The 23,596-nt window shown below is 62.1% G+C and carries 17 protein-coding genes; 7 read left to right on the top strand and 10 right to left on the bottom strand.

Annotated elements, in window-relative coordinates; all coding sequences use genetic code 11:
- Positions 1-52 precede the first annotated feature (52 nt).
- Both ASF90_RS20780 and ASF90_RS23100 read left to right on the top strand, forming a co-directional pair.
- The gene (locus tag ASF90_RS20780) at positions 53-1,156 is read left to right on the top strand and encodes a type I restriction endonuclease (protein ID WP_055854722.1); all 1,104 of its coding nucleotides are present in this window, start codon (positions 53-55) and stop codon (positions 1,154-1,156) included.
- Positions 1,157-1,286: 130 nt separating this feature from the next.
- Positions 1,287-1,445: a DUF2256 domain-containing protein gene (locus ASF90_RS23100; protein ID WP_082473646.1), complete on the top strand. Its 159-nt coding sequence runs from the start codon at positions 1,287-1,289 to the stop codon at positions 1,443-1,445.
- Between the two features lie 237 nt (positions 1,446-1,682).
- On the opposite strand, the gene ASF90_RS23095 is transcribed toward ASF90_RS23100, so the two are convergent.
- Positions 1,683-2,579, bottom strand: coding sequence for a DNA-binding protein (locus ASF90_RS23095; protein WP_082473645.1), 897 nt, complete (start codon positions 2,577-2,579; stop codon positions 1,683-1,685).
- A 547-nt stretch (positions 2,580-3,126) separates the two neighbouring features.
- Between ASF90_RS23095 and ASF90_RS20765 the strand changes: the two genes are divergently transcribed.
- Positions 3,127-4,059 carry a kelch repeat-containing protein gene (locus ASF90_RS20765; protein WP_236699323.1) on the top strand — a complete coding sequence of 311 codons (933 nt, stop codon included), beginning with the start codon at positions 3,127-3,129 and terminating at the stop codon, positions 4,057-4,059.
- Between the two features lie 169 nt (positions 4,060-4,228).
- On the opposite strand, the gene ASF90_RS20760 is transcribed toward ASF90_RS20765, so the two are convergent.
- From ASF90_RS20760 to ASF90_RS20735, 6 genes are all read right to left on the bottom strand, one after another.
- Positions 4,229-5,266, bottom strand: coding sequence for an SMP-30/gluconolactonase/LRE family protein (locus tag ASF90_RS20760; RefSeq protein WP_055854719.1), 1,038 nt, complete (start codon positions 5,264-5,266; stop codon positions 4,229-4,231).
- A 78-nt stretch (positions 5,267-5,344) separates the two neighbouring features.
- Positions 5,345-6,526, bottom strand: coding sequence for an endo-1,4-beta-xylanase (locus ASF90_RS20755; protein WP_055854716.1), 1,182 nt, complete (start codon positions 6,524-6,526; stop codon positions 5,345-5,347).
- 50 nt (positions 6,527-6,576) lie between these two features.
- The gene (galB, locus tag ASF90_RS20750) at positions 6,577-9,273 is read right to left on the bottom strand and encodes a beta-galactosidase GalB (protein WP_115560713.1); all 2,697 of its coding nucleotides are present in this window, start codon (positions 9,271-9,273) and stop codon (positions 6,577-6,579) included.
- A gap of 172 nt (positions 9,274-9,445) precedes the next feature.
- Positions 9,446-10,867 (bottom strand): glucuronate isomerase, encoded by a 1,422-nt coding sequence (gene uxaC / locus ASF90_RS20745; protein ID WP_055854713.1) that lies wholly within the window; start codon positions 10,865-10,867, stop codon positions 9,446-9,448.
- Positions 10,868-10,912: 45 nt separating this feature from the next.
- Positions 10,913-11,905, bottom strand: coding sequence for an endo-1,4-beta-xylanase (locus ASF90_RS20740; RefSeq protein ID WP_055854711.1), 993 nt, complete (start codon positions 11,903-11,905; stop codon positions 10,913-10,915).
- A gap of 9 nt (positions 11,906-11,914) precedes the next feature.
- Positions 11,915-13,231, bottom strand: a complete 1,317-nt coding sequence (locus tag ASF90_RS20735) for an MFS transporter (protein WP_055854708.1) — start codon at positions 13,229-13,231, stop codon at positions 11,915-11,917.
- Between the two features lie 457 nt (positions 13,232-13,688).
- On the opposite strand from ASF90_RS20735, the gene ASF90_RS20730 reads away from it, so the two are divergent.
- The 4 genes from ASF90_RS20730 to ASF90_RS20715 all read left to right on the top strand — a co-directional run bounded on the left by ASF90_RS20730 (position 13,689) and on the right by ASF90_RS20715 (position 20,590).
- Positions 13,689-16,622: a TonB-dependent receptor gene (locus tag ASF90_RS20730; RefSeq protein WP_055854705.1), complete on the top strand. Its 2,934-nt coding sequence runs from the start codon at positions 13,689-13,691 to the stop codon at positions 16,620-16,622.
- Between the two features lie 241 nt (positions 16,623-16,863).
- Positions 16,864-18,351: an MFS transporter gene (locus tag ASF90_RS24415; RefSeq protein WP_055854702.1), complete on the top strand. Its 1,488-nt coding sequence runs from the start codon at positions 16,864-16,866 to the stop codon at positions 18,349-18,351.
- A 33-nt stretch (positions 18,352-18,384) separates the two neighbouring features.
- The gene (locus ASF90_RS24410; protein ID WP_055854699.1) at positions 18,385-19,419 is read left to right on the top strand and encodes a glycoside hydrolase family 43 protein; all 1,035 of its coding nucleotides are present in this window, start codon (positions 18,385-18,387) and stop codon (positions 19,417-19,419) included.
- A gap of 637 nt (positions 19,420-20,056) precedes the next feature.
- A complete protein-coding gene (locus ASF90_RS20715) occupies positions 20,057-20,590 on the top strand; it encodes a lipocalin family protein (protein WP_055854696.1) in 534 nt (177 codons plus the stop codon).
- A gap of 60 nt (positions 20,591-20,650) precedes the next feature.
- Here the strand turns inward: ASF90_RS20715 and ASF90_RS20710 are convergent, their stop codons facing one another.
- From ASF90_RS20710 to ASF90_RS20700, 3 genes are all read right to left on the bottom strand, one after another.
- Positions 20,651-21,004: a ribonuclease E inhibitor RraB gene (locus tag ASF90_RS20710; protein WP_055854692.1), complete on the bottom strand. Its 354-nt coding sequence runs from the start codon at positions 21,002-21,004 to the stop codon at positions 20,651-20,653.
- Between the two features lie 339 nt (positions 21,005-21,343).
- A complete protein-coding gene (locus ASF90_RS20705; protein ID WP_055854689.1) occupies positions 21,344-22,696 on the bottom strand; it encodes a hypothetical protein in 1,353 nt (450 codons plus the stop codon).
- Positions 22,697-22,739: 43 nt separating this feature from the next.
- Positions 22,740-23,123 carry a YbjQ family protein gene (locus tag ASF90_RS20700; protein WP_055854686.1) on the bottom strand — a complete coding sequence of 128 codons (384 nt, stop codon included), beginning with the start codon at positions 23,121-23,123 and terminating at the stop codon, positions 22,740-22,742.
- Positions 23,124-23,596 lie beyond the last annotated feature (473 nt).

Below are 23,596 nucleotides of genomic sequence, written 5' to 3'. Positions count from 1 at the left end.
TCAACGCAGGCTGTGGTAGAAGACAAAAACAACGGGGAACGGAGCAAGCCACATGGATTTTGTTGATCAATTACGTGTTCTGGCAACGCGCATAAGCACAACACGAGCATTGATTCAGACAGAAGAAGCCACCAAGAATGCCATGGTGATGCCTCTTATACAGATTTTGGGTTACAACGTTTTTGATCCCCTAGAAGTCACACCGGAAATCGTAGCTGACGTCGGAACGAAGAAGGGAGAGAAAGTAGATTACGCAATTCTTCGCGATGGAAAACCCATCATTTTATTTGAATGCAAGAAAGCTGGAGCAGAGTTAAGCATTAATCACGCCAGTCAACTTTTCCGCTATTTCCACGTTACCGCAGCACGTTTTGGAGTGCTTACAAACGGTTTGGTCTATCGGTTCTTTACGGACCTGGAGCAGCCGAACAAGATGGATGAAAAGCCATTCTTCGAATTCAACGTGCTGGACTTCAAGGATCGCGACGTTGAAGAACTGAAGAAATTTGCCAAGTCAGCTTTCGATCTTGACACAATCCTGACGACCGCCAACGAATTAAAGTACACGCGAGCCATTCAGACAAGACTTGCGGAATTGATGCATCAGCCAACCGAAGATTTCGTCAAACTGGTATCAGCTGAGCTTATTGGAAGTCGACGTTTCACACCTGCCATACGAGAACAGTTCACAACCATTACACGCAGAGCCTTTGAGCAGCTTGTCAGCGAAAGGATCAATGAAAGACTGAAGGGTGCGATGGCGCCCGAGGCAATTTCTATCAATGAGCACACTCCAACTATTGTTCCCGAGCAGGCTGCATCGGCAGCATCAAACCTTTCGTCTGACGCCATGGTAGTTACCACTCCAGAGGAAATCGAGGGATTTCATGTTGTACGCGCCATCGTGCGTGAACTCGTGCCTGGAAAGCGAGTCTTCATGAGAGATGCACAAAGCTATTGCGCAGTTCTTCTTGACGATAACAACCGAAAACCTATTTGCAGACTCCGCTTCAATAATCTTCAAAAGTTGCGGATTGGCGTATTCAATCAGAATAAGGAGGAGGAACAGATCGATATCAGCTCGATTGATGATATTTATGGTCTAGCCGACAGGATCAAGGAAGCGGTTGTTGCTTATCTACCACAAGAGGCGTAGTTGCTCCTTTGCGGAGGTCGACACCTCTCTTAATTCATCTACCTTCCTCAGGCTCCGCTAGCAACTTTTTTGTGGACCTGTGACATGCTTGACCTCCGTTTTCACCAGGACATGCGTTACCACCATCGACATGGCAATGCGCAAAAAGCAGGATTTGCCGGAGAAGGTTTGCGTGCAATGCAGGCGTCCATTCCGTTGGCGCAAGAAGTGGGAGAAGGTCTGGGACGAGGTGAAATACTGCTCGGACCGATGCCGCGGCGATAGCAAGCGCCATCGATCTGTGCCCTAGCGCAGCTGGCCTATCGCTTGCGCCGTCGCCGAACACGCAGGGACGGTGCTCGGATCGGTATGCCGCATACGGCCGCTGAAGGTGCGCCGCGCCGTACCCGCCATTAATGCCCAGGTGACGATTGCTGGCAACGCTTGCCGGCCGCCTGGTTTGATAAGGCCGCAACGCTACTCCGCTGCGGCCACGTTTTTGACGCTGACGCAGCGCAACCCGATGACGGGTATCCACTGACAACCGCTAACGCTTTGTTGCCGCCTTCTTCGCCGTACTCGACTTGCTCGCACGCTTGATGCTGCTGCGCTCGCTAGCCACTGCCATATTGTCGACCAGGTTCGGATACGGTCGGCCGGCTGCTTTGGCGCGCTCTTTGGCTTTGGCTTTCTGGGTAGGGGACAGCGACGTTGAGGCCGACTTTTTGACCGGATTGGGCTTGGTCCAAGGCGCGGCCTGTTTCGCGCCGCTCGTCTTTGCACTACGCGCAGCATCACGTTTCTTTGCAGCGCCGTTGCGAGTGTCAGCCTTCTTGGTCGCCACCTTCTTGGCTGCTGTCTTCTTGCTGGCTGTCTTCTTGCTTGATTTCCTTGCAACTTTCTTCACGACAGAACCCGCGTTGCTCTTTTTTCCAGCTGCTTTTTTACTTGCCGTCGTTTTAGCGGTGGCCTTCTTCGCTACGGCCTTCTTGCCGGTCTTTTTAGGTGCGCCTTTCTTGGCTGCGCTTGTCTTGGTCGCTGCCTTCTTGCCTCCGGCAGCGGTACCGCTGGTGCTCCGCTTCAATGGGGTGGCCGTCTTAGTGGTGGCCTGCGCGTCCAGCTGCCGCAACACCCGCTCGGCCCAGCGTTGCCCGGCATCGCCGCCCCACAACAGCCAGGCGATGTACCCGGCCGAAGGTGCCTTGGCATCTGCCCACCCCTTGCCCTGCTTGTCCACGCTGTGACGTGCGAAGTACGCATGCATGCGCCGTATCGTCTGTGCAGATAGCGACTTCTGCGCGGACAGATCGCGTGCCCGCGCCACACCAATCGCGGTGCCGCCACGCCCATGCTGCTCGCGCAGCTTCAGGCCGCGTGCCGCCGCCTGCGCGACATTCTTTGGCGGTGAGAGATCAACCGTGTGCGTCGTAGCAGTGCGCGCCATGCGAAGAGTCCTGATAGGAAGCGTGACCGGTAGTGTTCGCATCTGCGATGCAGCCTACGTGAAGACGTGTAGCGGTTGATTCTCGTTGACCTGTCTGTGCTGCATGCGCTGCAGCAACTGCCTGCGCAACGCCAATCCACTTGTCGCCGAAGAATGACGCGTACTCCTCGGTGCCATACGTTGATGCTGCACGATGACCCAGCAGATCAGCCAATGATTGCCGCAAGCCTGCGGTGCACCGCGTATGTCGTCGATTGAATGGCAGCCGCCTGAAGCGGCGACGCGAACCCGCGCTGCTGCATGCTCGTGAAAGGCTGACCACGTCGAATTGCCCATCGAACCGCGATTGATCATCTATGGATCAGCCTGCTCGCAGCGAAGACGTGGCATCGTCGTGTCGATACACTCGATCACACGTTGTCATCGGAGGGAACATGCCTTGAAACTGTCAGCACTCGCCGTCATCACCGCCGTCGCGTTCGCCGCGCCGCTCCTTGCACTGCCGGTCGAGGACGCGCGTGCTGTAGAGCGGGCATCGCACGATCAGATAGTTGCAGGCGAGAGCTGGAAACAGATCCACGCCGACAGCACACCGCATGCACGTCACGAGAACAGCATGGTGGCCATCGGCGAGCGGTTGTATCTGATCGGCGGGCGCGACCAGCGGCCCTTGGATATCTTCGACACCCGAACGCGTCGCTGGTCGCGAGGCAGTGCGCCACCACTGATGGTGAGCCACGCGCAAGCAGTGGTGGTGTCGGGCAAGCTGTATTTTGTAGGCGGATTTACCGGCGATTACCCGGAGGAAGCCTCGCTGACCCACATGCTGATCTACGATCCGCAGACCGACACCTGGCAGGTGGGGCCGGAAATTCCCGCGCACCGTCGGCGTGGTGCGGCGGGCGCAGTTGCGCATGATGGCGTGCTGTATCTGGTGGGCGGCAACACGCGCGGGCACATGAGCGGCTATGTGCCGTGGCTGGACGCCTTCGATACCAAGACCCAGCAGTGGACGCAGCTGGCCGACGCCCCGCACGCACGCGACCATTTTCATGCGGCAGTGATCGACGGCAAGCTGTATGCCGCCGGTGGGCGCAGGTCCGCGCATGAAAGCGGCAACACCCTGGCGCAGACGATTCCGGAAGTGGACATCTACGATATTCAACGCGGCACATGGTCAGTCGCGCCGGCGGCCTTACCGACGCAGCGTGCGGGCACCGCCGCCATCGTGCGCAATGGCCAGCTGCTGATCATCGGTGGCGAGAGCATGCGTCAGGTCAAAGCGCACGACGAGGTAGAAGCCTACGACCCGGCTAAATCCACCTGGACAGCGCTGGCCGCACTCCCGCAAGGGCGTCACGGCACCCAGGCCGCAGCAGTCGGCGACGATCTCTACATCGTTGCGGGCAGCGGCAACCGGGGTGGTGGGCCGGAGTTGGATGATGTGTTGATGTTGGGTGACGCGGAAGCCATGCGCTAAGCAGCGTGGGCGACAGCCGAGTCGAATCGCAGGAGTGGCTTGAAGGAAAAGCGACGTGTCATGCAGGGCTACTTGTCATGCAGGGATATCGCTAACGCTCCATCGCGGCCAGGGCCGCTCCTACAAGAGCGGCGACTGGATGGACTAAAGTTTGGTCGCCCGATAGGTGTTATCGCGCAAACTGCAACCCCAGCGCCTTGACCCGCACGCGTGTCAGCATCGCGTGCGAGGTCATGTAGAGCGTGTGACCGTCGTTGCCGAAGGCGCAGTTGGAGATGGCTTCGCCGGTTTCGATGCGGCCCAGGCGTTGGCCGGCCGGGTTGAAGACGATGACGCCGCCGGGGCCGGTGGCAAACAAGTGGCCGTCGGCGGACACAGCCATGCCGTCCGGCAGTCCTGGCGAGTCCTTGCCCACCAGATCCGAGGCATCGGCGAACACACGCTTGCTGGTGACCGCGCCACGCGCGTCGAGCGCGTACGCCATCCAGATCGGCCGTTCCGGATCGGAATTGGAAACGTACAAGGTGCGCGCATCGGGCGAGAGCGCAATGCCGTTGGGGAAGCTCAGGCTGTCGTCCAGCAGATGCACGCTGCCATCGGTGTCCAGCCGATAGACGCCGTTGAAACGCAGCTCCTTGACCGGCGAGTCGTTCAGATCCTTCAAGCCGTACGGCGGGTCGGTGAAGAACACCACGCCGTCAGTGCGACGGACCACATCATTCGGGCTATTGAAACGTTTGCCTTCGAAGCTGGTGGCCAGCGGCGTTTTTTTGCGTGTGGCCGGGTCGAGCCTGGCGACGATGCGGGTACCGGAGTCGGCCAGCAACACGGTGCCATCGGGCTCGGCATACAGTCCGTTGGCACCGGCTTCGCGTAGCGTGGCCTGCTCCGGGCCCACATAGCCCGAGGGCGACAGCAACACCGACAGGCCGGCCTCTTCGGACCAGCGATACAGCTTGTTTTCCGGCACATCGGTAAACAACAGATAGCCGCCATTGCGCACCCATGCCGGGCCTTCGGACCAGGTGAAGCCTTCGGTGAGCTTCTCGATCCGCGCGTCTGCGGCAACCACCTCGCCGAAGCGGCGATCGAAGGTTTCCACATGCCCGATGGCTGGGAAGCGCGGCGGCGGCGGATCCTTCTTGGTGCAGGCAGCGACAATCGCCAATAACGGAACGGCCAACAACAGATAGGACGGCAAGCGCATCGGGAAGTCCGGAAATCCAGGTGAGTGCATCATGCCATCATGCGGCGGCAGGGTCCCCGTGCATGTTGGCGAACGCGACTATCGACCCGCACTCTCAGGCACCGCCAACACCGCATCCAGCGCCGGTTTTGGCTGGTGATTGCGGTCGAATAGCAGCGGGTAATTGGTGCGGCCTGGCACCGGGTAATCGTTCTTCCACGACATGCCGTCGCTGACGCCCCACACGCTCACGCGCGCCAGCTTGTCGCGCTTGCGCCAGAACAGTGCGAACAGCTCCGCGTAGCGGTCGCGCAATTGTGCCTGCACAGCAGGCGGCAGCCCATCGCGGTAGGGATCCAGAAAGCGCTTGAATTCTGGCAGTTGGAACTGTTTGTGTGCCATCCCGGTGCCGATGACCTGGCCTTCCTTGGTGAGCGGCAGCACGTCCACATCGAGCTCGGTGATCATGACCTTGATGCCGAGTGCGGCGTAGGCGTCGATGGCGTCTTCGATATCGCGCAGGCTGGGATAGTCGAGCCCCCAGTGCCCTTGCATGCCGACACCGTCGATGCGGATGCCGGATTGCTGCAGCATCTTGACCATGCGTACGATGCCGTCGCGCTTGGCCGGCCGCCATGCGTTGAAGTCGTTGTAGTAGAGCTCTGCATCCGGTGCATACCGCTGCGCAAAGGTAAACGCATTGCGCACCACGGTGTCGCCATCGCCCACGCGTTGTACCCAGTTGGTGGAACGGTAACTGCCATCTTCGTCGATGATCTCGTTGACCACATCCCAGGCCTGCACCTTGCCGACGTAGCGCCCGGCCACGCCTGCGATGTGTGCGCGCATGCGCTCGATCTGCGCGGCCGAGCTATTAGGCTTGCCCTGCGCATCGACAAAGAACCAGTCCGGGGTCTGGTTATGCCAGACCAGCGTATGCCCCACCACAAACAGGTGATTGCGTTGCGCGTAGTCCGCGAACGCATCTGCAGCGCGAAAGTCGAAGACGCCCGGGCGCGGCGCAACGACCTCGGCCTTCATCACGTTCTCCGGGGTGACCGCGTTGAAGTGGCAGGCCACCAATGCTGCGGCCGCGGCGTCCTTGCCGGAGACGATGTCGGCATTGACCGCAGTGCCGAGCAAAAACCCGTCGGCATACGCGCGCTTGAGCGATGTGGCGGCGGTGTCGCAACGCGCGGCTGCAGGCAGGGCGGCGATCGCGCTGACGCCCACAATGGCAATGCGCAACAGGGTTGCAAGAGTGGGCAGGTGCGTGTGCATGGCAGGTTCCAAGGTGAGGTGCTGCAGGCGACAGGTAGTGAGCAGCCTTATCACTGCGCCACGATCTGCGCCTGCGCGGCGTCCAGGCTGTCCGATTCGACATGCAGGGTGATGGTGCCGCGTGCGCCCGCCTTCGCCCGCACGATCGCCAGGCACAGCCCGTTGAAGGCGTTGCGTTGCGGCGAAGCGAACGACTCCAGATTGGTGGGGTCGCCGTTGTCGGTGGCGACCAGTTCGCCCGGGCCATCGATCCGAAACCGCAGGCGGTCGCCGGCGGTGGGTGCAGGCCGTCCGTCGCGATCCAGCAATTGCACGGTGACGAAGCTCAGATCCCGGCCGTCGCCGTCGATGCGGCTGCGGTCGGGCGTGATCTGCAGGCGCGCCGCGCGGCCGGCGGTCTGCACGCGATCGCTGGCCCACGGCTTGCCGTCCTTGTAGGCCTGCACACGTAGCTCGCCGGGCTGGTACACCACATCGTCCCAGCGCAGCCGGTAGTGCAGCGCGCGCTTGCGCTTGCGCCCCTGCGAGACACCATTGACGAACAGCTCGGCCTCATCGCCAGAGGTAAACACATGCACCGGCGTCACCTGGCCCTCGCGGCCGGGCCAGCTCCAGTGCGGCAGCAGATGCGCCATGGGCAGCTGCGGGCGCCAGCGCGCCTGATACAACCAGTAGCGATCCTTGGGAAACCCTGCCAGATCGAAGATGCCCGAATACGCACTGCGCGAGCTGTAATACGGCGTGGGCTCACCCAGATAGTCGAAGCCGGTCCAGACGAATTCACCGGCGACATACGGGTGCCGGTCCAGCGCCGCAAATACCTTGTCGGCACTGGAGCCGAAGTCCACCGCATGCAGCTCGTAGGCGCTGACCTGATGCGCCACCGAGTCGCCGCCGCGCCCGTCGCGCACCGGCGCGCTGATGTCCGGGCTCACCGGAAACAGATACACGCCGCGGCTGCTCAAGGCCGATGCGGTTTCACTGCTGACAATGGCCTTGTGCGGGAATGCCGCATGAAACGCCGGATATTGCGGCGGTTTGCGGATGCGCTCGGTGCCTGCGAACTCCGGCGCATCGCGGATGCCCTCGCCCTGGTAGTTGAGGCTGATGACATCCAGCGCGGCCGGCAATGGCATGTCCGGCGAAGCGTAGTTCATCGCGACCGTGGCCGGCCGCGACGGATCTTCGTCATGCACGATGGCGTGCAGCGTGCGCGCGATGGACGCGCCCTGTTGCCCGGTGTATTGCTCGCCGACTTCATTGCCGACACTCCACAGCATCACCGACGGATGGTTGCGGTCGCGTCGCAACATCGCGCGCAGATCCGGCTCATGCCATTGCCCAAATACCAGATGGAAATCCAGCGGCGTCTTGTTCATCTCCCAACTGTCGAACACCTCGTCCACCACCAGCAGGCCCATGCGATCGGTGAGTTCCAGCAACTCCGGTGCGGGTGGGTTGTGGCTCATGCGGATGGCGTTGGCACCCATCTGTTGCAGCAACTGCAACTGCCGCTCGGCGGCGCGCACATTGAACGCGGCACCGAGCGCGCCGAGATCGTGATGGTTGTTCACCCCGCGAATCGCCACATGCTCGCCGTTGACCAGCAGGCCCTTGTCCGCATCGAACACGATGCTGCGGATGCCGAACGGGGTTTCGTAGCGATCCATCACCTGCCCCCGCTGGCGCACCTCGGTCACCGCCACGTAGCGATGCGGTTGCTGGGTCGGCGGTGGGCCCCATAGGCGTGGTGCATCGATCTGCACGCTGCCCTGAACGCGGGTGCTACCGCCGGCAGGCACGGCAATCTGCGCTACGGGAATCTGCGCGACCGCATCGCCACTGCGTGTGCCTGTTGCCGCGTCGAGCACGTAGATGGCGGTGCTGACCTGCGCCTGCGCAGCAGTGCGCGCAGCGTTATCCAGCGTCACGGCCAGCTGGATCTGTGCGGATGCGGCCGACACCTGGGGGGTGGTCAGCTGCGTGCCCCACTGTGCGATGTGCAGCGGCGCAGTCTTGGTCAGCCACACACTGCGATATAGCCCGCCACCGGGATACCAGCGCGCCGAATCGGGTGGATTATCCAGACGAATCGCCAGCTGGTTGCGCGCGCCGGGAATCGCATACGGTGTCAGGTCCACACGCCAGGAGCTATAGCCGTAAGGCCAGCCGCCGACCAGCCTGCCGTTGAGCCAGACCGTGGCATAGGACATCGCGCCATCGAGATCAAGAAACAGCGAGCGGCCGCGATCGCTGACCGGAATGTCCAGGGTTTTGCGATACCAGCCGATGCCCCAACTCGGCAGACGCCCCATCCCGCCGTACGGACCATCGACCAGAAACGGCCCGGCGATGGCCCAGTCGTGTGGCAGATCCACGGTTTGCCAGCGGCTATCGTCGAACTGCGGCTGCACATACGCGACGTCGTTGCCGGGATTGCCGGGCGGGCGTCGATGCCGTTGCGCCGGGTCGGCGATCAGGGCGTTGGCGGTTGGCAGAATCCACGGCTTGAGCACGTCCTTGGCCGCTGTGCGCAGCTGCTGCGCCTGATCCGGGCGCGCATCGGCCACCTTGCCGTCTTCGCTGCGGATCACCTGCGGGCGCGCGTCGTAATCGAGTACCACCGTATTACCCGGCGGGTCGTCGCGCTGAAAGCGCCATTGCCCGTTGAGCGACACCCGCTCGCGCGGTGCGCTGGTCTGTGCGGTGGCGTCGAGGGTGGGCAGTGCAAGCCCGGCACAGATCATGACGGTGCAGATCATGTTGGTGCAGCTAACGCGCATGGCATTGCTCCACGTTGCAGCGCGTGGCGACTGTACGTTGGTCATGACCTCAGCCCCCCCCCGCATTGCGTATGACGCGACGTTGCACGCCGCTGCTGCGTCGTATCACTGCCGCACACGCAGCGCTGCGGTTGCATCACAGCTTGTAAGCCTGTTTGGGCAGCCGATACGCAAGATCCATCGCCACCTCCACTGCTTCGTCTTCCTCCAAGCGATGCTCGGCGACCAGCTTGGCCAGGAACGCACTGTCTACCCGCCGCGCGACATCGTGGCGGGCCGGGATCGACAGGAATGCACGCGTGTCGTCGTTGAAACCCACCGTGTTGTAGAAGCCCGCGCTGGCCAGGGTCTGCTCGCGGAAGCGCCACATGCCCTCCGGCGCATCATGAAACCACCATGCAGGGCCCAGCAGCAGCGAGGGGTAATGGCCGGCCAAAGGTGCCAGTTCGCGGCTGTAGCTGGTTTCGTCCAGCGTGAACACGATCAGGCGCAGGCGCGGATCATTGCCGTAGCGATCCAGCAATGGCTTGAGCGCATGCACATAGTCGGTGCGCATCGGAATATCGGCGCCCTTGTCGCGCCCGTAGCGCTCAAACAATGGCCGGTTGTGATTGCGGAAGCAGCCCGGATGCAGCTGCATCACCAGGCCATCGTCCAGGCTCATCGCCGCCATTTCGGTCAGCACCTGTGCGCGGAACAACTCGGCCTGTTCCGGCGTTGCAGCGCCACGCACCACGGTGTCGAACAGGCGTTGCGCCTCGCCCGGCGACAGATCGGCGGTGGCGGCACTGGGATGTCCATGATCGGTGGAGGTCGCGCCGTGCGCTGCGAAGAATGCGCGGCGTTGCCGATGCGCGCGCAGATAGCCTGGCCAGGTCAGCACGTCTTCTCCAGTAAGCACACCGAACTGCTGCAGCGCACCGGCAAACTGCTCATGCTCCGGGTCCACCACCGGGTCCGGGCGGTACGCGGTCACCACACGGCCGGCCCAACCGCTGTCGCGAATGGTCGCGTGATGCTGCAGCGTGTCCAGCGGCGATTCGGTGGTGGCGATCACCTCGATGTTGAAACGCTCGAACAGCGCACGCGGACGAAAGCCTGGTGTCTGCAGCGCGGCGGTGATGTGGTCGTAGTAATGATCGGCAGTGCCAGCATCCAGGCGGATGCGCAGATCGAAGACGGTGTGGAAGACATGATTCAGCCACACCGCCGACGGCGTGCCGCGCAGCAACGTGTAGTGCGTAGCAAACACGCGCCATGCCGCGCGCGGGTCCACCGGTGCGCGCGTGCCATCGGCGTGCGGGATACCCAACGCATCCAGATCGATGCCCTGGCTATACAACATGCGGAACACGTAGTGATCGGGCACCAGCAACAGTTCGGTGGCATTGGCGAACGCGGCATTGGTCGCGAACCAGGCCGGGTCGGTATGGCCATGCGGGCTGATGATGGGGAGCGTGGCGATCTGCGCATACAACCGGCGCGCAATCGCCCGCGTGCCGGGGTCGGCTGGCAACAGGCGGTCGTCGTGCCAGGTCAGCGGCAAGGAGGTGGGCATGGGGTCGGGCACCGAACAGTTGAGATGGGTCGTGCAACGCGCGCGTCAGGGCGCAGGCGTGCCGGGATGGGCAGCCACGTAATCGCGTAACCAGGTCATCGCCGGGCGCTCGCTGCCATCGCCACGCACCAGGTAGGCGGCTTCCTTATCGCGCCACAGGCCGGGGCGGAATCCCCACAGCGTGATGCCGCGCACCGCCGGGTGCTCCCAGAAGATCGGAAACACGCGCTGGTAATCGGCCAGCTGCTGCGCATCGCTTGGCCCATCCAGATCGAATTCGGTGATGTAAATCGGCAAGCCGGTGGCGGCCAATGCATCCAGATTGGTGCGATGCACCGACATCGCCACGTTTGGCGTGGTCTCGAATGCATGCTCCTGGATGCCGATGGCATCGACCAACTGTTCGCGCTGCAGCAACCGCACGATCTGCAGATACTTCTGCGTAGCCTGCGCGCTGTTGGTGATGCTGTAGTCGTTGATCATCAGCTTGGTATGCGGAAAGTGCTGGCGCGCGAGCCGAAACGACTGCAGTACCCACTCCCAGCCGCTGGCGCCGTCACCGCCGAGCGCCTGCAGATAATTGCCGCCGCCGGTATCGGCCTTGCTGGGCGGGTCGTTGAGCGGCTCGTTGACCACTTCCAGCAGGTCGATGTCCGGGTAGCGCTGGGCCACGGCCGCAAACCACTGCTCGATCTCGCGGCGCTGCTCGGCCGGGGGCAAGGTCTTGATCCATTCCGGCTGCTGATTGCCCCACACCATCACATGCATCTGGAACGGCATGCCGTTGGCTTTTGCGAACCGGTAAGCGGTATCCAGCGTGCGCCAGTCCATCTGGTCGCGCACTGTCTCCACCGTGCCCCACTTGCCGCCGTTTTCCGGGGTGAGCTTGTTCCAGTACTGCGCAAAGCCCTGCGCCTGTTGCGGGCTGTAGGCGCTACCCAGAAACTTGGACGCGCCCGCTGCCAGCGGCGCGGCTTGCGCCACCGATGCGATGCTTGCTGCCAGCAACAGTGCGATTCTCGCGGTGTGCAGGGACATGGTGATTCCTCAGGAAGATGGAGGCGTTGCGGTGGCCGCAGGCAGCTGCGCCGGCTGCAGCCGCGGTACCAGAGCATGCACGACCGCCAATGCCAGCAGGTAGGCCGAACCGGCCATCAGAAACACCGGCACGTAGCTGCCGGTCGCCTGCAGTAGAAACCCGATGAACGTGGCGATCAACATGCCGCCCACTGCACCGGCAAATCCGCCGATGCCCACCACGGTGGCCACCGCATGCCGCGGAAACATGTCCGAGGGCAGCGTAAACAGATTAGCCGACCAGCCCTGGTGTGCAGCGGTGGCCAGGCCGATCAGACCCACCGCGAGCCACAGATTGTCTGCGCGTGCGGCAAACACGATCGGCACCACCGAGACGGCGCAGATCAGCATCGCGGTCTTGCGCGCACGGTTGACGCTCCAGCCGCGCGCGATGAAGCGCCCGGCAACCCAGCCACCGGCGATGCTGCCGATATCGGCCAGCACGAAGATCACGATCAATGGCGCACCCAGCTGCAGCAGACTCAGGCCGTACTCGGCATGCAGGAATTTAGGCAACCAGAACAGGAAGAACCACCAGATCGGGTCGGTGATGAACTTGCCCAGCACGAACGCCCAGGCCTGGCGATGCCGCAGCACCTGCAGCCACGACAACCGCGCTTGCACCGGCTCATGTGCATCGCTGCGGATGTGCGCAAGTTCTGCGCTCGACAGACCGGGTTGCTGCTCGGGCGCGTGGTAACTGCACCACCACACCACCAGCCAGGTAGCGCTCAAGATGCCGGTAAACAGAAATGCCGCCTGCCAGCCCCAGGCAGTAGCGATCACCGGCACCAGCAAGGGCGCGACGATGGCACCGATGTTGGAGCCGGAATTGAAGATGCCGGTGGCCAGCGCGCGCTCGCGGCGCGGGAACCATTCGGCCACGGTCTTGAGCGCGGCGGGAAAGTTGCCGGACTCGCCCAGCCCCAGGAAAAACCGCGCAATCGCAAAGCCCACCACGCTGGTCGCCAACGCGTGGCCCATCGCCGCCAGACTCCACACCCCGATCGCCAACGCATAGCCAAGCCGCGTCCCGAAGCGGTCGATCACCGCACCGCTGCACAACAGGCCCAGCGCATACGCCGCCTGAAACGCAGTGACGATGTAACCGTACTGGATCTCGTTCCAGCCGATCTGCGTCTGCAAGAACGGCGCAAGCACGCCCAGCACCTGGCGGTCCACGTAGTTGATGGTGGTCGCTGCCAGCAGCAGCGCGCAGACGCGCCAGCGCACCCGGCCCAGGCGCGCTCCGGGGCCGGCAGCATCGGCCGCAGGCGCATCGCTCATGGGCAAGGCTCCTGCACGCGCGCAACCGTGTCGCCTGCGTTGTCGCGATACCTGCTGCGCATCGCGGCAAGCAAGGGCGCAAGCAGCATGTCGCTTGCGCGTTGTCCGATTCGATTCATCGACCACTGCACCTGCACGAAGGTGGCCTTGCGCCACGGGTGATAGCGCTACCATTACCACGCTGCACGCAGGAATCCATCGCGCAGTGCAGCACGCGGCGACCGCCCGTCGGCGTTGCGTGCTCGCGGTGCAGCGTCATGGCAGCGCCGCTTCGCTATGCCCCGGCAACTATGCTGCCCTGCAGCGTGATGTTCTGAATTTGGTAGCGCTAACATCCAGCGCCACTGATCGCCCGTCTCCCCCATCGCATCATCGTCGCGCCGATTCCGGGCAGCGGCACTCCCTACGCAGGGGCGATGCGTGGGACATCTGCTCACCTGTTAGGGAAGGGAATACGGTGAAGAACAGCTACGCACGAACCGCGTTGTCCTGCGCGTTGGGGTCCATCCTGCTGGGCATGACCAGCACTGCCGCCTGGGCACAGTCCACCGACGCCGACAGCGCCGCGCAAACGCCACCGGCCACGGCCGGCAACAATGACGCAGTGACCCAGCTCGACACCGTCACCGTCTCCGGCTACCGACGCAGCATCCAGTTTTCCACCGATGCCAAGCGCGACTCGGTCGGCTTTGCCGACACCGTGTTTGCCGAGGACATCGGCAAATTTCCGGACATGAATATCGCCGAGTCGCTCAACCGCATCCCCGGCGTGCAGCTCTCGCGCGACGTCAATGGCGAAGGCCTCAACATCGCCATCCGCGGCCTGGGCACCAGCTTCACCAAGACCACGCTCAACGGCGCCAGCATCGCCACCGCCTCGATCGGTCTGAATGCGCAGAACCAGAATCGCGAAGTCGATCTGAACCTGTTTCCCACCGAATTCTTCACCCAGCTCACCGTGAGCAAGACGCCCACCGCCAGCATGCTCGAAGGCGGCGTTTCCGGTGTAGTGGACATGCGCAGCGCGCGCCCGTTCGATCGCCCCGGCGTGCACTTCACCTACCAGGCGCAGGCCGACTGGAACAGCACCAGCGAAAAGACCACCCCGCGTGGCGCCTTCATGGGCAGCTGGACCAACGAAGCAGGCACGCTCGGCGCGTTGTTCGGCGTGGCCTCGGTGCGCAGCAAGCTGGGCGTGCGCGGCTTCGAAAGCGTGGGCTGGACCAACCCCGGCCTCACCTACACCCAATGTGGGCTCACCCCGCCTGCAGGCACGCCGGCGACCAATCAACCGGCGGCCTGCAACGTCAACGGCGGCGGCAACTGGCGCATTCCCGACCGCGTGCCGGCCACCGCCGGCAGCGGCTTGACCACCGGCGAAACCATCGACGCGGCATGGCTGCTGGCGCGCAACCCCGGCTTGAGCATCGACCAGATCAGCGATGCATTGATTCCGCGCCTGGGCCGCAGCGTGTACATGAATGGCGATCGCGACCGCGATGCGTCGGTGATGTCGCTGGAATGGCGCCCCTCCGACAGCATGCATTTCTACCTGGACACGCTGTATTCCGAAGCCAAGCGCACCACCGAGCGGATCAGCATGAATCTGATCGGCCGCAACGGCAACATGATCCCGCTGGGCATGCAGCTGGATCAGAACAACGTGGTCACCAGCGCCACCTTTGCCAACGCGCAGTATTTCCTGGAAGCGCGCCCGTACCGCGAAGAGGTCAAGTTCTGGAGCGTCAATCCCGGTGCCGAACTGCTGTTCGGTGCCGAGCAGGACATCAAGCTCAACGTGCAGGCCAACGCCACGCGCAGCTGGCTGGATCGCGAGTCGCCCAGCATCCTGGTCACCTCGCCGTTCACCACCGTCGATTACCGCAACCAAGGCGGCGACCGCCCGTCGATCAGCAGCCCGCTGGATCTCAACGACCCGAACCTGGGCTGGGGCTGGAGCGGCGGACGGGTCAATATCCAGAACGAAAAACGCGTCACCCAGACCCGTGGTGGACGTGCCGATCTGCAGTTCGGCGAAGACAAGCGCAACATCAAGATCGGCGCCGCATACGACCAGGCCGAGCGCACCATTCGCGGCTTCGACAACAGCATTGCCTGGGAGCAGGTGGTGTGTCGCGGCGGTGGCGGCAACGTGTGCAACGGCGGCCCCGGCTCCGCAGTCCCGAATGCGGCCCTGGCCAGTTACTTGCGGCCCGGCCCGGGCGGCTTCATCACCGCCGACTTCAACCGTTTCCTGGGCGACACCAACTATTACGCGCTACGCGATTCCGCCCCGGAAACCAACTCCGCCAACACCGGCGCCTCGGCCGGCGGCATCCGCGAAAAGAACCTGGGTTTCTATATCGAAACCAACGCCGAAACCGAAGTGTGGAACCGCACGCTGCGCTTCAACGCCGGTGTGCGTTACGTCACCACCGACCAGACCATCACCGGCCCGGTCACCATCAACGGCATCCGCCGCGTGCAGGTGCTCGATTCCGATTACGCCGAAACCCTGCCCTCGTTCAACGCGGCCTGGGATGTGGCCGACAACGTGGTGCTGCGCCTGTCCAGCTCGCGCACGCTCACGCGCCCGGACCCGAGCGCGATGTTGCCCAATACCAACTTCAGCGACCCGTCCGCACAGACCGCGACCCAGGGCAATCCGAACCTGGCGCCGTATCTGTCCACCAATGTCGACTTCGGCGGCGAGTGGTACACCGGCGGCGAAGGCTATGTGGGCCTGACGCTGTTCAACAAGCGCATCAGCGGCTTCACCGTCAATGGCGTGCGGCGCATTCCCTTCAACGATCTTGGTGTGCCCTACGAGAGCCTGCTGCCGATCCAGCAAGCCGGCCTGGACCAGCGCGGTGGCCCCAATGCCGCCACGGTGGACGTGCAGACCCAGGTCAACGCCGATGGCGTGCTCAACATCCGCGGCACCGAAGCGATCTGGGTGCAGCCGTTGGACAAGCTGGTCGACGGCATGGGCTTCAGCGTGAACTACACCCATGTCACCCAATCCTCGGAAGGCGAAGGCATCCCGGCAGTGGCCGTCGGTGTGGCGCCCAATCTGTGGAACGGCACCGTGTACTGGGAGAAGAACGCCGCCTCGGTGCGCCTTTCCTACACCTGGAACGACGACATGGTGATCTCCGGCGCCAACCAGAACGGCATCCCGTACGCACGCCTGAATGCCGATGCACGCGGCCAGCTGGATCTGTCGGCCAGCTACGCGCTGGACTGGCTGCCTTCCAAGCCGCAAATCACGCTCAACGTCACCAACATCACCGACGAGCCGCTGCGCACCACCTATGCGTGGCCCAACGCTACCTACGATCTGTACGAGCCCGGGCGCACCGTCATGCTCGGCATCCGCGGCACGTTTTGACAGTGTCCATCGAGACGCGCTCGCCGCTGGCTGCCGGGTGTAGCGGGTATTCGGAGTGCACGCGTGATTCGCGTGCACTCCGTCTGCCGCGCGCCGTCCAACATGCCTGCACGACGGCGCACGAGGTTTTGCCCGACACTTCAGGCACTGCGCCTGCAACCGCGATCCAGAGGGATCGCGGCCAGCGGCGTAGCGCGCGCCGCGGCGTTTTCCGCAGCACTCTTCGAGCCTGCCTCACCTCATGAACGATCGATCACAGCAGCTCTCCGTGCGCGAAAAGATCGGCTACAGCCTGGGCGACCTGGCTGCCAATCTGATCTTCCAGACGCTGGTGACGTTTTTGGCGTTCTTCTACACCGACGTATTCCGCATCCCGGCGAGCGCGGCGGCCACGTTGATCTTCGTGGTCGGCCTGCTGGGCGCGTTCGTGTTTACGCCCATCATCGGCATCCTGGCCGATCGCACCCGCACCCGCTGGGGCAAATTCCGCCCGTGGATCCTGTGGACCGCACTGCCGTTTGGCGCACTGTCGCTGGCAGCTTTCAATACACCTGCGCTGGGCGAGCACGGCAAGATCACCTACGCATTTGCCACCTACGCCTTGCTGATGCTGGTCTACGTGGCCAACAACCTGCCGTATTCGGCGCTGAGCGGCGTGCTCACCGGCAGCATGGAGCAGCGCAACAGCCTGTCGGCGTATCGCTTTCTGGCGGTGACGTTTGCGCAATTCATCATCCAGGTCCTGCTGCTGCCGCTGGTGCTGATCCTGGGCAATGGCGACAAGGCACAAGGCTTTCGCAACACCATGGGGTTGTTCGCCGCGGTCGGCACGCTGTGCTTTCTGATCACCTTTTTCACCACCCGCGAGCGCGTGCTGCCGATCACCGAACAACGCAGTAGCGTGCGACAGGACCTCACCGACCTGGTACGCAACAAACCCTGGCTGGTAATGCTGGCGCTGACTATTCTGGTCTTCATCAATCTCGCCATGAAGGGCGGGATGTACATCTACTACTTCAAGTACACCCTCGACGCGGGCGCGCTGACTCACTTTCTCGATGCCGCCGGATTCAACCGGTTTATTGCCGCAATCAACAGCGTGCTGACCGGCGCCGGCATGAGCGCCTTGCAGTGGCCGCAAGACGCGCCAACCTCAGCGTTCAGTGTGTTCAGTGCCGGCGGCATCCTGGCCATGATCGTCGGCATCGGGTTTTCCAAACGCCTGGCCGACCGCTACGGCAAGCGCAATGTGTTTGGTGGGGCGCTGCTGATTTCCACGCTGTTTCTGCTGGCGTTCTATGTCTATCCGGCGACTGCCATCGGCTGGGTATTCGGCTCCTATGTGCTGCACGGCTTTTTCTATGGCATCACCATCCCGTTGCTGTGGGCGATGATTGCCGACGTGGCCGATTACTCGGAGTGGAAGAACCACCGCCGTGCCACCGCCATCATTTTTTCGGCGATGTTGTGCGGCCTGAAGATCGGCCTGAGCGTCGGCGGTGCACTGGTCGCCGGCCTGCTTGCCATCTATGGCTACGACGCCGCGCTGCCGCAGCAAAGCGGCGCGGTCACCGACGGCATTCGGCTAGCCATCAGCGTGTATGCGTCCATCCCGTTCCTGCTCGGCACCGCACTGCTGGTGTTTTACGAGATCGACAAGCCGCTGGAATCCCGCATCGAACGCGAACTGGGCGTGCGCCGTCAGGCCGCTCCGCTCGCGTCGCCCTAACCCCTTCCTTCCACCTCATGCACAGGTCCGCGCATGTCCGATGAACTGCAAGCCGCCACACTGCAGGCGCTGGCGCGCACCGCCATTTCCGCACCGCTGGTCACCCATCTCTACACCGCCGACCCGTCCGCGCACGTCTTCGACGGCGCGCTGTACATCTATCCCTCGCACGACATCGATGCCGGCGTGGCCTTCAGCGACGACGGCTCGCATTTCGGCATGGAGGATTACCACGTCTTTCGCATGGCGCATCCCAACGCGCCGGTCGAAGACCTGGGCGAAGTGCTGCACGTGCGCGACGTGCCGTGGGCCCAGCGCCAGATGTGGGCACCGGATGCAGCGCAACGCAATGGCAAGACCTATTTGTATTTCCCGGCAAAGCGCGCCGACGGCATCTTCCAGATCGGTGTGGCAGTCGGCGATCAACCCCACGGCCCCTTCATCGCCGAAGCCGAACCGATCGCCGGCACCTACTCAATCGACCCGGCCGTGTTCGCCGACGACGATGGCGCGCATTACCTGTACTTCGGCGGCATCTGGGGTGGTCAGCTGCAGCACTACCGCGACAACGTCTACGCGCAGACCAACCAGGAACCGGTGGGCGATGCGCCCGCACTGGGCCCGCGCGTGGCGCGGCTGCACGAGAGCATGACCGCACTGGCCGAACCCACGCGCGAGATCGTCATCCTCGACGAACACGGCGCCCCGCTACGCGCCGACGACCTCGACCGTCGCTTCTTCGAAGGCCCCTGGCTGCACCGCCACGCCGGTCGTTACTACCTGTCGTATTCCACCGGCGATACGCACCTGATCTGCTACGCCACCAGCGACTCGCCGTATGGCCCATTCCGCTACCAGGGCGTACTGATGCAGCCGGTGATCGGCTGGACCACCCACCACTCCATCTGCGCGTTCGACGGCCATTGGTATTTGTTCTATCACGACGCGGTGGTATCGGGCGGCCAGACCCATCTGCGCAACATCAAGATGGCACCGCTGGAACATCTGGGGGACGGAACGATCGCGACGATTTATCCGTACGGAAAAGATGCTGTCTCGCCTTGGTGAGATGGCGGTGGCGATCAAGTTCGCTGCTGTCTGTCCATCATGGGGTCGCCGGCCGAATGCGCATCAGAGCGGCTGACAGAACGACATCGGCTGATGGCCAGGCAGGCTCAGCCGGTCCTCGGCGCGGCACCAACCACCCGTACACTCCAGTGCTGAGTACGCCGTTCACATCCATCTGATGACTGCTCGTGACGTATCAGTCGCTGTAAGGCAACGCTCATCAAGTCCCCCGCGCCAGTCATTCCCGCGAAAGCAGAAACTCCAGGGCCTCGCAAGCCAGCGATTCACGTCCATGGCCTCACGCTATCGCCTGGATGACAAGACTTATGCAGCGTTGCCCTAAGCTCGCTCCCGACCTCGCACCGGCATAGCACCTGATCGTCACACTCGCGAGCCAGCTGTCGAGCCGATGTGGGAGATCGTGCAAACCTGCCTGCTACCGCCCGTGATCACCGCAGCCATCGCAGCCATCGCAGCCATCGCATTCTTCAATGCGTCCGAGCCGTCCTTGCAAGGGTAGAGCCCGTCAACCAACGGGAACCCAACGCGCCTTTCGATAGGCAGCGCATTGCACGCTGCATCCACACGCATCGTCGCAACGTATGCCTCTGCACTGAGACTGTTGAGAGAGGTTGCCATGCGCCAGGCGTCGATGCTGTTCTTACTCACCCTTGCGGTCTACGGCAATGCAAGCGGCAGCGAGCCGCGCGCCGCACTGCCCCGCGCAGACAGCGTTGACGTGCCGCGCTTCATGGGCGACTGGTATGTCATCGCACATATTCCAACCCGTCCAGAACGCAAAGCCTACGACGCAGTAGAGAGTTATGCCCTGCGACAGGATGGCCGTATCCAGACCACCTTCACTTTCCGCAAAGGCAGCTTCCAGGCCCCGCTCAAGTCCATGCACCCGATCGGCCAAGTCGCAGAGAATGGCAACGGCGCGCTATGGAGCATGCAATTCCTCTGGCCGTTCAAGGCCGAATATGTCATCGCCTGGCGCGATGCCGACTACACCCAGACCATCGTGGCGCGCAGCAAGCGCGATTACGTCTGGTACATGGCACGGACCCCGCAGGTCTCCGATGCCGATTATCAGCAGGCGCTCGCGCGCATTGCGGCAATGGGCTACGACGTGTCACAGCTGCGCCGCGTCCCGCAATCATCGCGTTGATGTGGCCCAACCTGTTGGAGAGCCCGCACGCCGCGCTCTCCAACGCACCTGCCGCGCACATCAGACGTCTTTGGTGTCTACAGAAAATTCCCATCCATCGTTCAACCCACCCAAGGGCTTGGCTTCTGTCGCCAACTCCTCCTCGAACGCGCAAATCGCCTTGTATGTCGGCACCATGGTCGGATACACCGTGACATCCATCGGAAACGCGGTGTTTTCCGGGTAATGGCAGCAACGTACCTTTTGCTCAAAGCGCAGCAACGTCACCGAAAATTCCAGTGCGGACTCTTTGCTCGGGAACACCACGGAAAACGCGACCTCGCGTGGCTTGGAAAGATCCACGCCCTGCTCCGCAATGTGCCACAAGGTGTCGCCGTTATCGTCTTTGGGATACAGATCCAGATTTCGCTGCATGGTTGATTCGCTGTGTGGCGCCTGGTTGGCCGATACAGAAGCTTAGCGCCTTGGCGGTCAGCGATCTGTATCTTCTAACATCCAGGCGTCCCGCCAAGTCGTGTAGCCGGAGCCTGCCCTGAGAGTTGAGCGTAAGGCAGTCTTGGTCGGGTCTTGCCCACTGCTGAAAAATGCACAGCGTCGCTTTCTGAAGGGGTGAGCTCACCTCCGCTTTCTTGCAACGCGTGCACGTCCCAGCCATGCCACGAGGGACCACTAATAGTCATCTGAGGCGATTCATACCTGGCGCCGGCGGCTCCAGACGGCGCACAGGCCCAGACGATAAAGCATCCTGCGCCGCTACTTTTTTGGAGCCGAGACCTTCAGCTCGTTCTTCAACGCCGCCATGAAATCATCGAGCCGATAGCGCCCGCTTAGATGCTCCTGCACATTCGGAAACTGCGCTGCAACATAACGCATCAAATACGTCACCTTATCGTCGGACTTAGCATGTAGCACAAGGTTGAGCCGCTGAATTTCGGCGCTATTGGGGAAGTCGCGTGCGGCCTGCGCAAGCGCAGCGGAGTACCCGGCGTTTGCCTCGGTCAGGCCTTTCAGATAGCTCAGCGCATAGGCCTCGATCTTCAGTGTCTTCCAGCCGTACAGGTCTATCGGTTGGAGTTGCTTGCTTCGCCCTGTCGCGCTGTACAGAAACGCCAGCAGATCCAGCGTCGAACGATCGGAGGGCATCCGCTTGTAGCGCTGCTCCAGCGCCGCGCCGTAACGCTGGAAGATCTCGTCCGCCGTCGCCATCTTTCGTTTCTGCAACTGACTGATCAACGTATAGCTCGCTATCGGATCTTCCGGCAACCGGGCACCCTCTCCCCAATAACCCGCCGAGGCGATAAGGCGTCTGAATTTATCGTCATCGAGGTCCACCGCGTCGATACACAGCCCCGCAACTTTCTGAATCTTCTTGTCGTTCCTGCACAATGACCTGACAAGTGCAATGTCATACGCAAGGTACTCGGGCTGCTTTTTCGCATTCCACCAGTCGATTTCCCAATTCTTGTCGAGTTTGATCAACGTACAAACGTCACCTGCTGCCCCTGCACGGATGGACGTGATCAAGCGCTCTCTTTCGGCGTCCGGATCTGTCGTCGAGAAGATGTCATACATCGATTTCTCGATCGCCGTGTGTTTCTCCTTGAAGTCCACATGTGTCCAGGCGGCGACAGCTCCGCGTGCATCCTCAAGCACGAGGCGGCAGTGCGTGATGTAGGCCCACAGGCGATCCGGCACTTGCGACCTTGGCAGCAGTTTCGCGGCTTTTTCGTACAGAGGCAGCGCGATATCACAGCGTCCCGCGCGGTGTTCGCGCATACCTCGCTCGAATATGATGAATGGATTGCCAGGAAGCTTTTCGTCAGCGAGCTTCATGTAGGCGTCACTGGCAGCGACATCGGCTCGGTAGAGGATATTGGACAGGACAAACGCGTCATACGCGCTTTTGCTTGTCTCCGGCACCAGTCGCTTCAACCTTGCATTGACCTCGCTCTTCCTACCTTCATCGATAAGGCGCTCTGACTCGGCAGAGTTGGCCAGACGCTCGTATACCGGCGACACTTTCCCGACTTCGGACATGAAGGTGGACGAGCTCGAGGCCTGCACCGCCGGCAGCCAAGTTGCCATAACGAAGACGACCACCGCCACGCACCGCAGTTTCACGGAGCCCCCTCGGTGAATGCTTGACCCGCTATGCATGCTGCGCCTCGACGACGACTGCGGTGCCATAGCACAGGACTTCGGTCAGGCCGGCCATCAACTCGGTAGCGTCGTAGCGCACCGCAATGACGGCGTTGGCGCCAAGTTGCCTGGCATGCTGCACCATGTCGCGATAGGTCTCCGAGCGTGCCTGTTCGCACAGTTCGGTGTAGATGGTGATGTTGCCGCCGAACAAGCTCTGCAGACTGCCGAAGAAGTTGCCGACGATTGAGCGCGACCTCACGGTGATACCGCGCACCAAGCCCAGGTTGCGGATGATTCGATGTCCAGGAAGCTCCAGCGCTGTGGTTACCATAGTGTCGTTGAGCGAGTAAATCGCTGAGTGGATCGGCGAAGAGTCGTATGGATTTGTCATTAACTTGTTCTCTTCTCATGAGGGCGAAATCCACCGATCGTCTTATATCGGAGGATAGATAAACGACTGCAGCCGGAAGATGCCTGTTGCTTACTAGGAGAACTCAAACATCGTGATATCCAACCCAAGCGCTTTGCTTACAACGCCAGGCCCTTCTCAAAGGCAACGCTGGCAGATCAGAACCATGCCCGGATACACGATGACATCCGCAAGCAAGTCTTTGGTCTGTTCGCAATACCGACAACATGCCTTCTGTTCGCAACTCAGCATGATCAAGCCCAATTCCATCGCCAATTCCTTGCTAGGAAGCACAACTAGAAAACGATCTCTCTGGACTCGGCGAGATCCACTCATCACTCAGCAATGTTACAGAAGATGTTTCCGCTATCTTTGTTGAGATAGAAAGCTGAGAAAAATTGCGGTCATTAACTGCAAAACAAGATGCGCGCTTTGTTGGGGCGCACCGTGCGATG

The sequence above is a fragment of the Xanthomonas sp. Leaf148 genome (assembly GCF_001423585.1).
Taxonomy (GTDB): Bacteria; Pseudomonadota; Gammaproteobacteria; order Xanthomonadales; family Xanthomonadaceae; genus Xanthomonas.
This window is presented reverse-complemented; position numbering and strand designations above follow the sequence as displayed.

What these genes read in the sequence shown, in the direction of transcription:
- ASF90_RS20735 (WP_055854708.1), bottom strand. Translation starts at nt 13,231, where the DNA reads ATGAGCGATGCGCCTGCGGCCGATGCTGCCGGCCCCGGAGCGCGCCTG.
- ASF90_RS20740 (WP_055854711.1), bottom strand. Translation starts at nt 11,905, where the DNA reads ATGTCCCTGCACACCGCGAGAATCGCACTGTTGCTGGCAGCAAGCATC.
- ASF90_RS20715 (WP_055854696.1), top strand. Translation starts at nt 20,057, where the DNA reads ATGCGCCAGGCGTCGATGCTGTTCTTACTCACCCTTGCGGTCTACGGC.
- galB (WP_115560713.1), bottom strand. Translation starts at nt 9,273, where the DNA reads ATGATCTGTGCCGGGCTTGCACTGCCCACCCTCGACGCCACCGCACAG.
- ASF90_RS20700 (WP_055854686.1), bottom strand. Translation starts at nt 23,123, where the DNA reads ATGACAAATCCATACGACTCTTCGCCGATCCACTCAGCGATTTACTCG.
- ASF90_RS20780 (WP_055854722.1), top strand. Translation starts at nt 53, where the DNA reads ATGGATTTTGTTGATCAATTACGTGTTCTGGCAACGCGCATAAGCACA.
- ASF90_RS23095 (WP_082473645.1), bottom strand. Translation starts at nt 2,579, where the DNA reads ATGGCGCGCACTGCTACGACGCACACGGTTGATCTCTCACCGCCAAAG.
- ASF90_RS20710 (WP_055854692.1), bottom strand. Translation starts at nt 21,004, where the DNA reads ATGCAGCGAAATCTGGATCTGTATCCCAAAGACGATAACGGCGACACC.
- ASF90_RS20755 (WP_055854716.1), bottom strand. Translation starts at nt 6,526, where the DNA reads ATGCACACGCACCTGCCCACTCTTGCAACCCTGTTGCGCATTGCCATT.
- ASF90_RS23100 (WP_082473646.1), top strand. Translation starts at nt 1,287, where the DNA reads ATGGCAATGCGCAAAAAGCAGGATTTGCCGGAGAAGGTTTGCGTGCAA.
- ASF90_RS24410 (WP_055854699.1), top strand. Translation starts at nt 18,385, where the DNA reads ATGTCCGATGAACTGCAAGCCGCCACACTGCAGGCGCTGGCGCGCACC.
- uxaC (WP_055854713.1), bottom strand. Translation starts at nt 10,867, where the DNA reads ATGCCCACCTCCTTGCCGCTGACCTGGCACGACGACCGCCTGTTGCCA.
- ASF90_RS24415 (WP_055854702.1), top strand. Translation starts at nt 16,864, where the DNA reads ATGAACGATCGATCACAGCAGCTCTCCGTGCGCGAAAAGATCGGCTAC.
- ASF90_RS20760 (WP_055854719.1), bottom strand. Translation starts at nt 5,266, where the DNA reads ATGCGCTTGCCGTCCTATCTGTTGTTGGCCGTTCCGTTATTGGCGATT.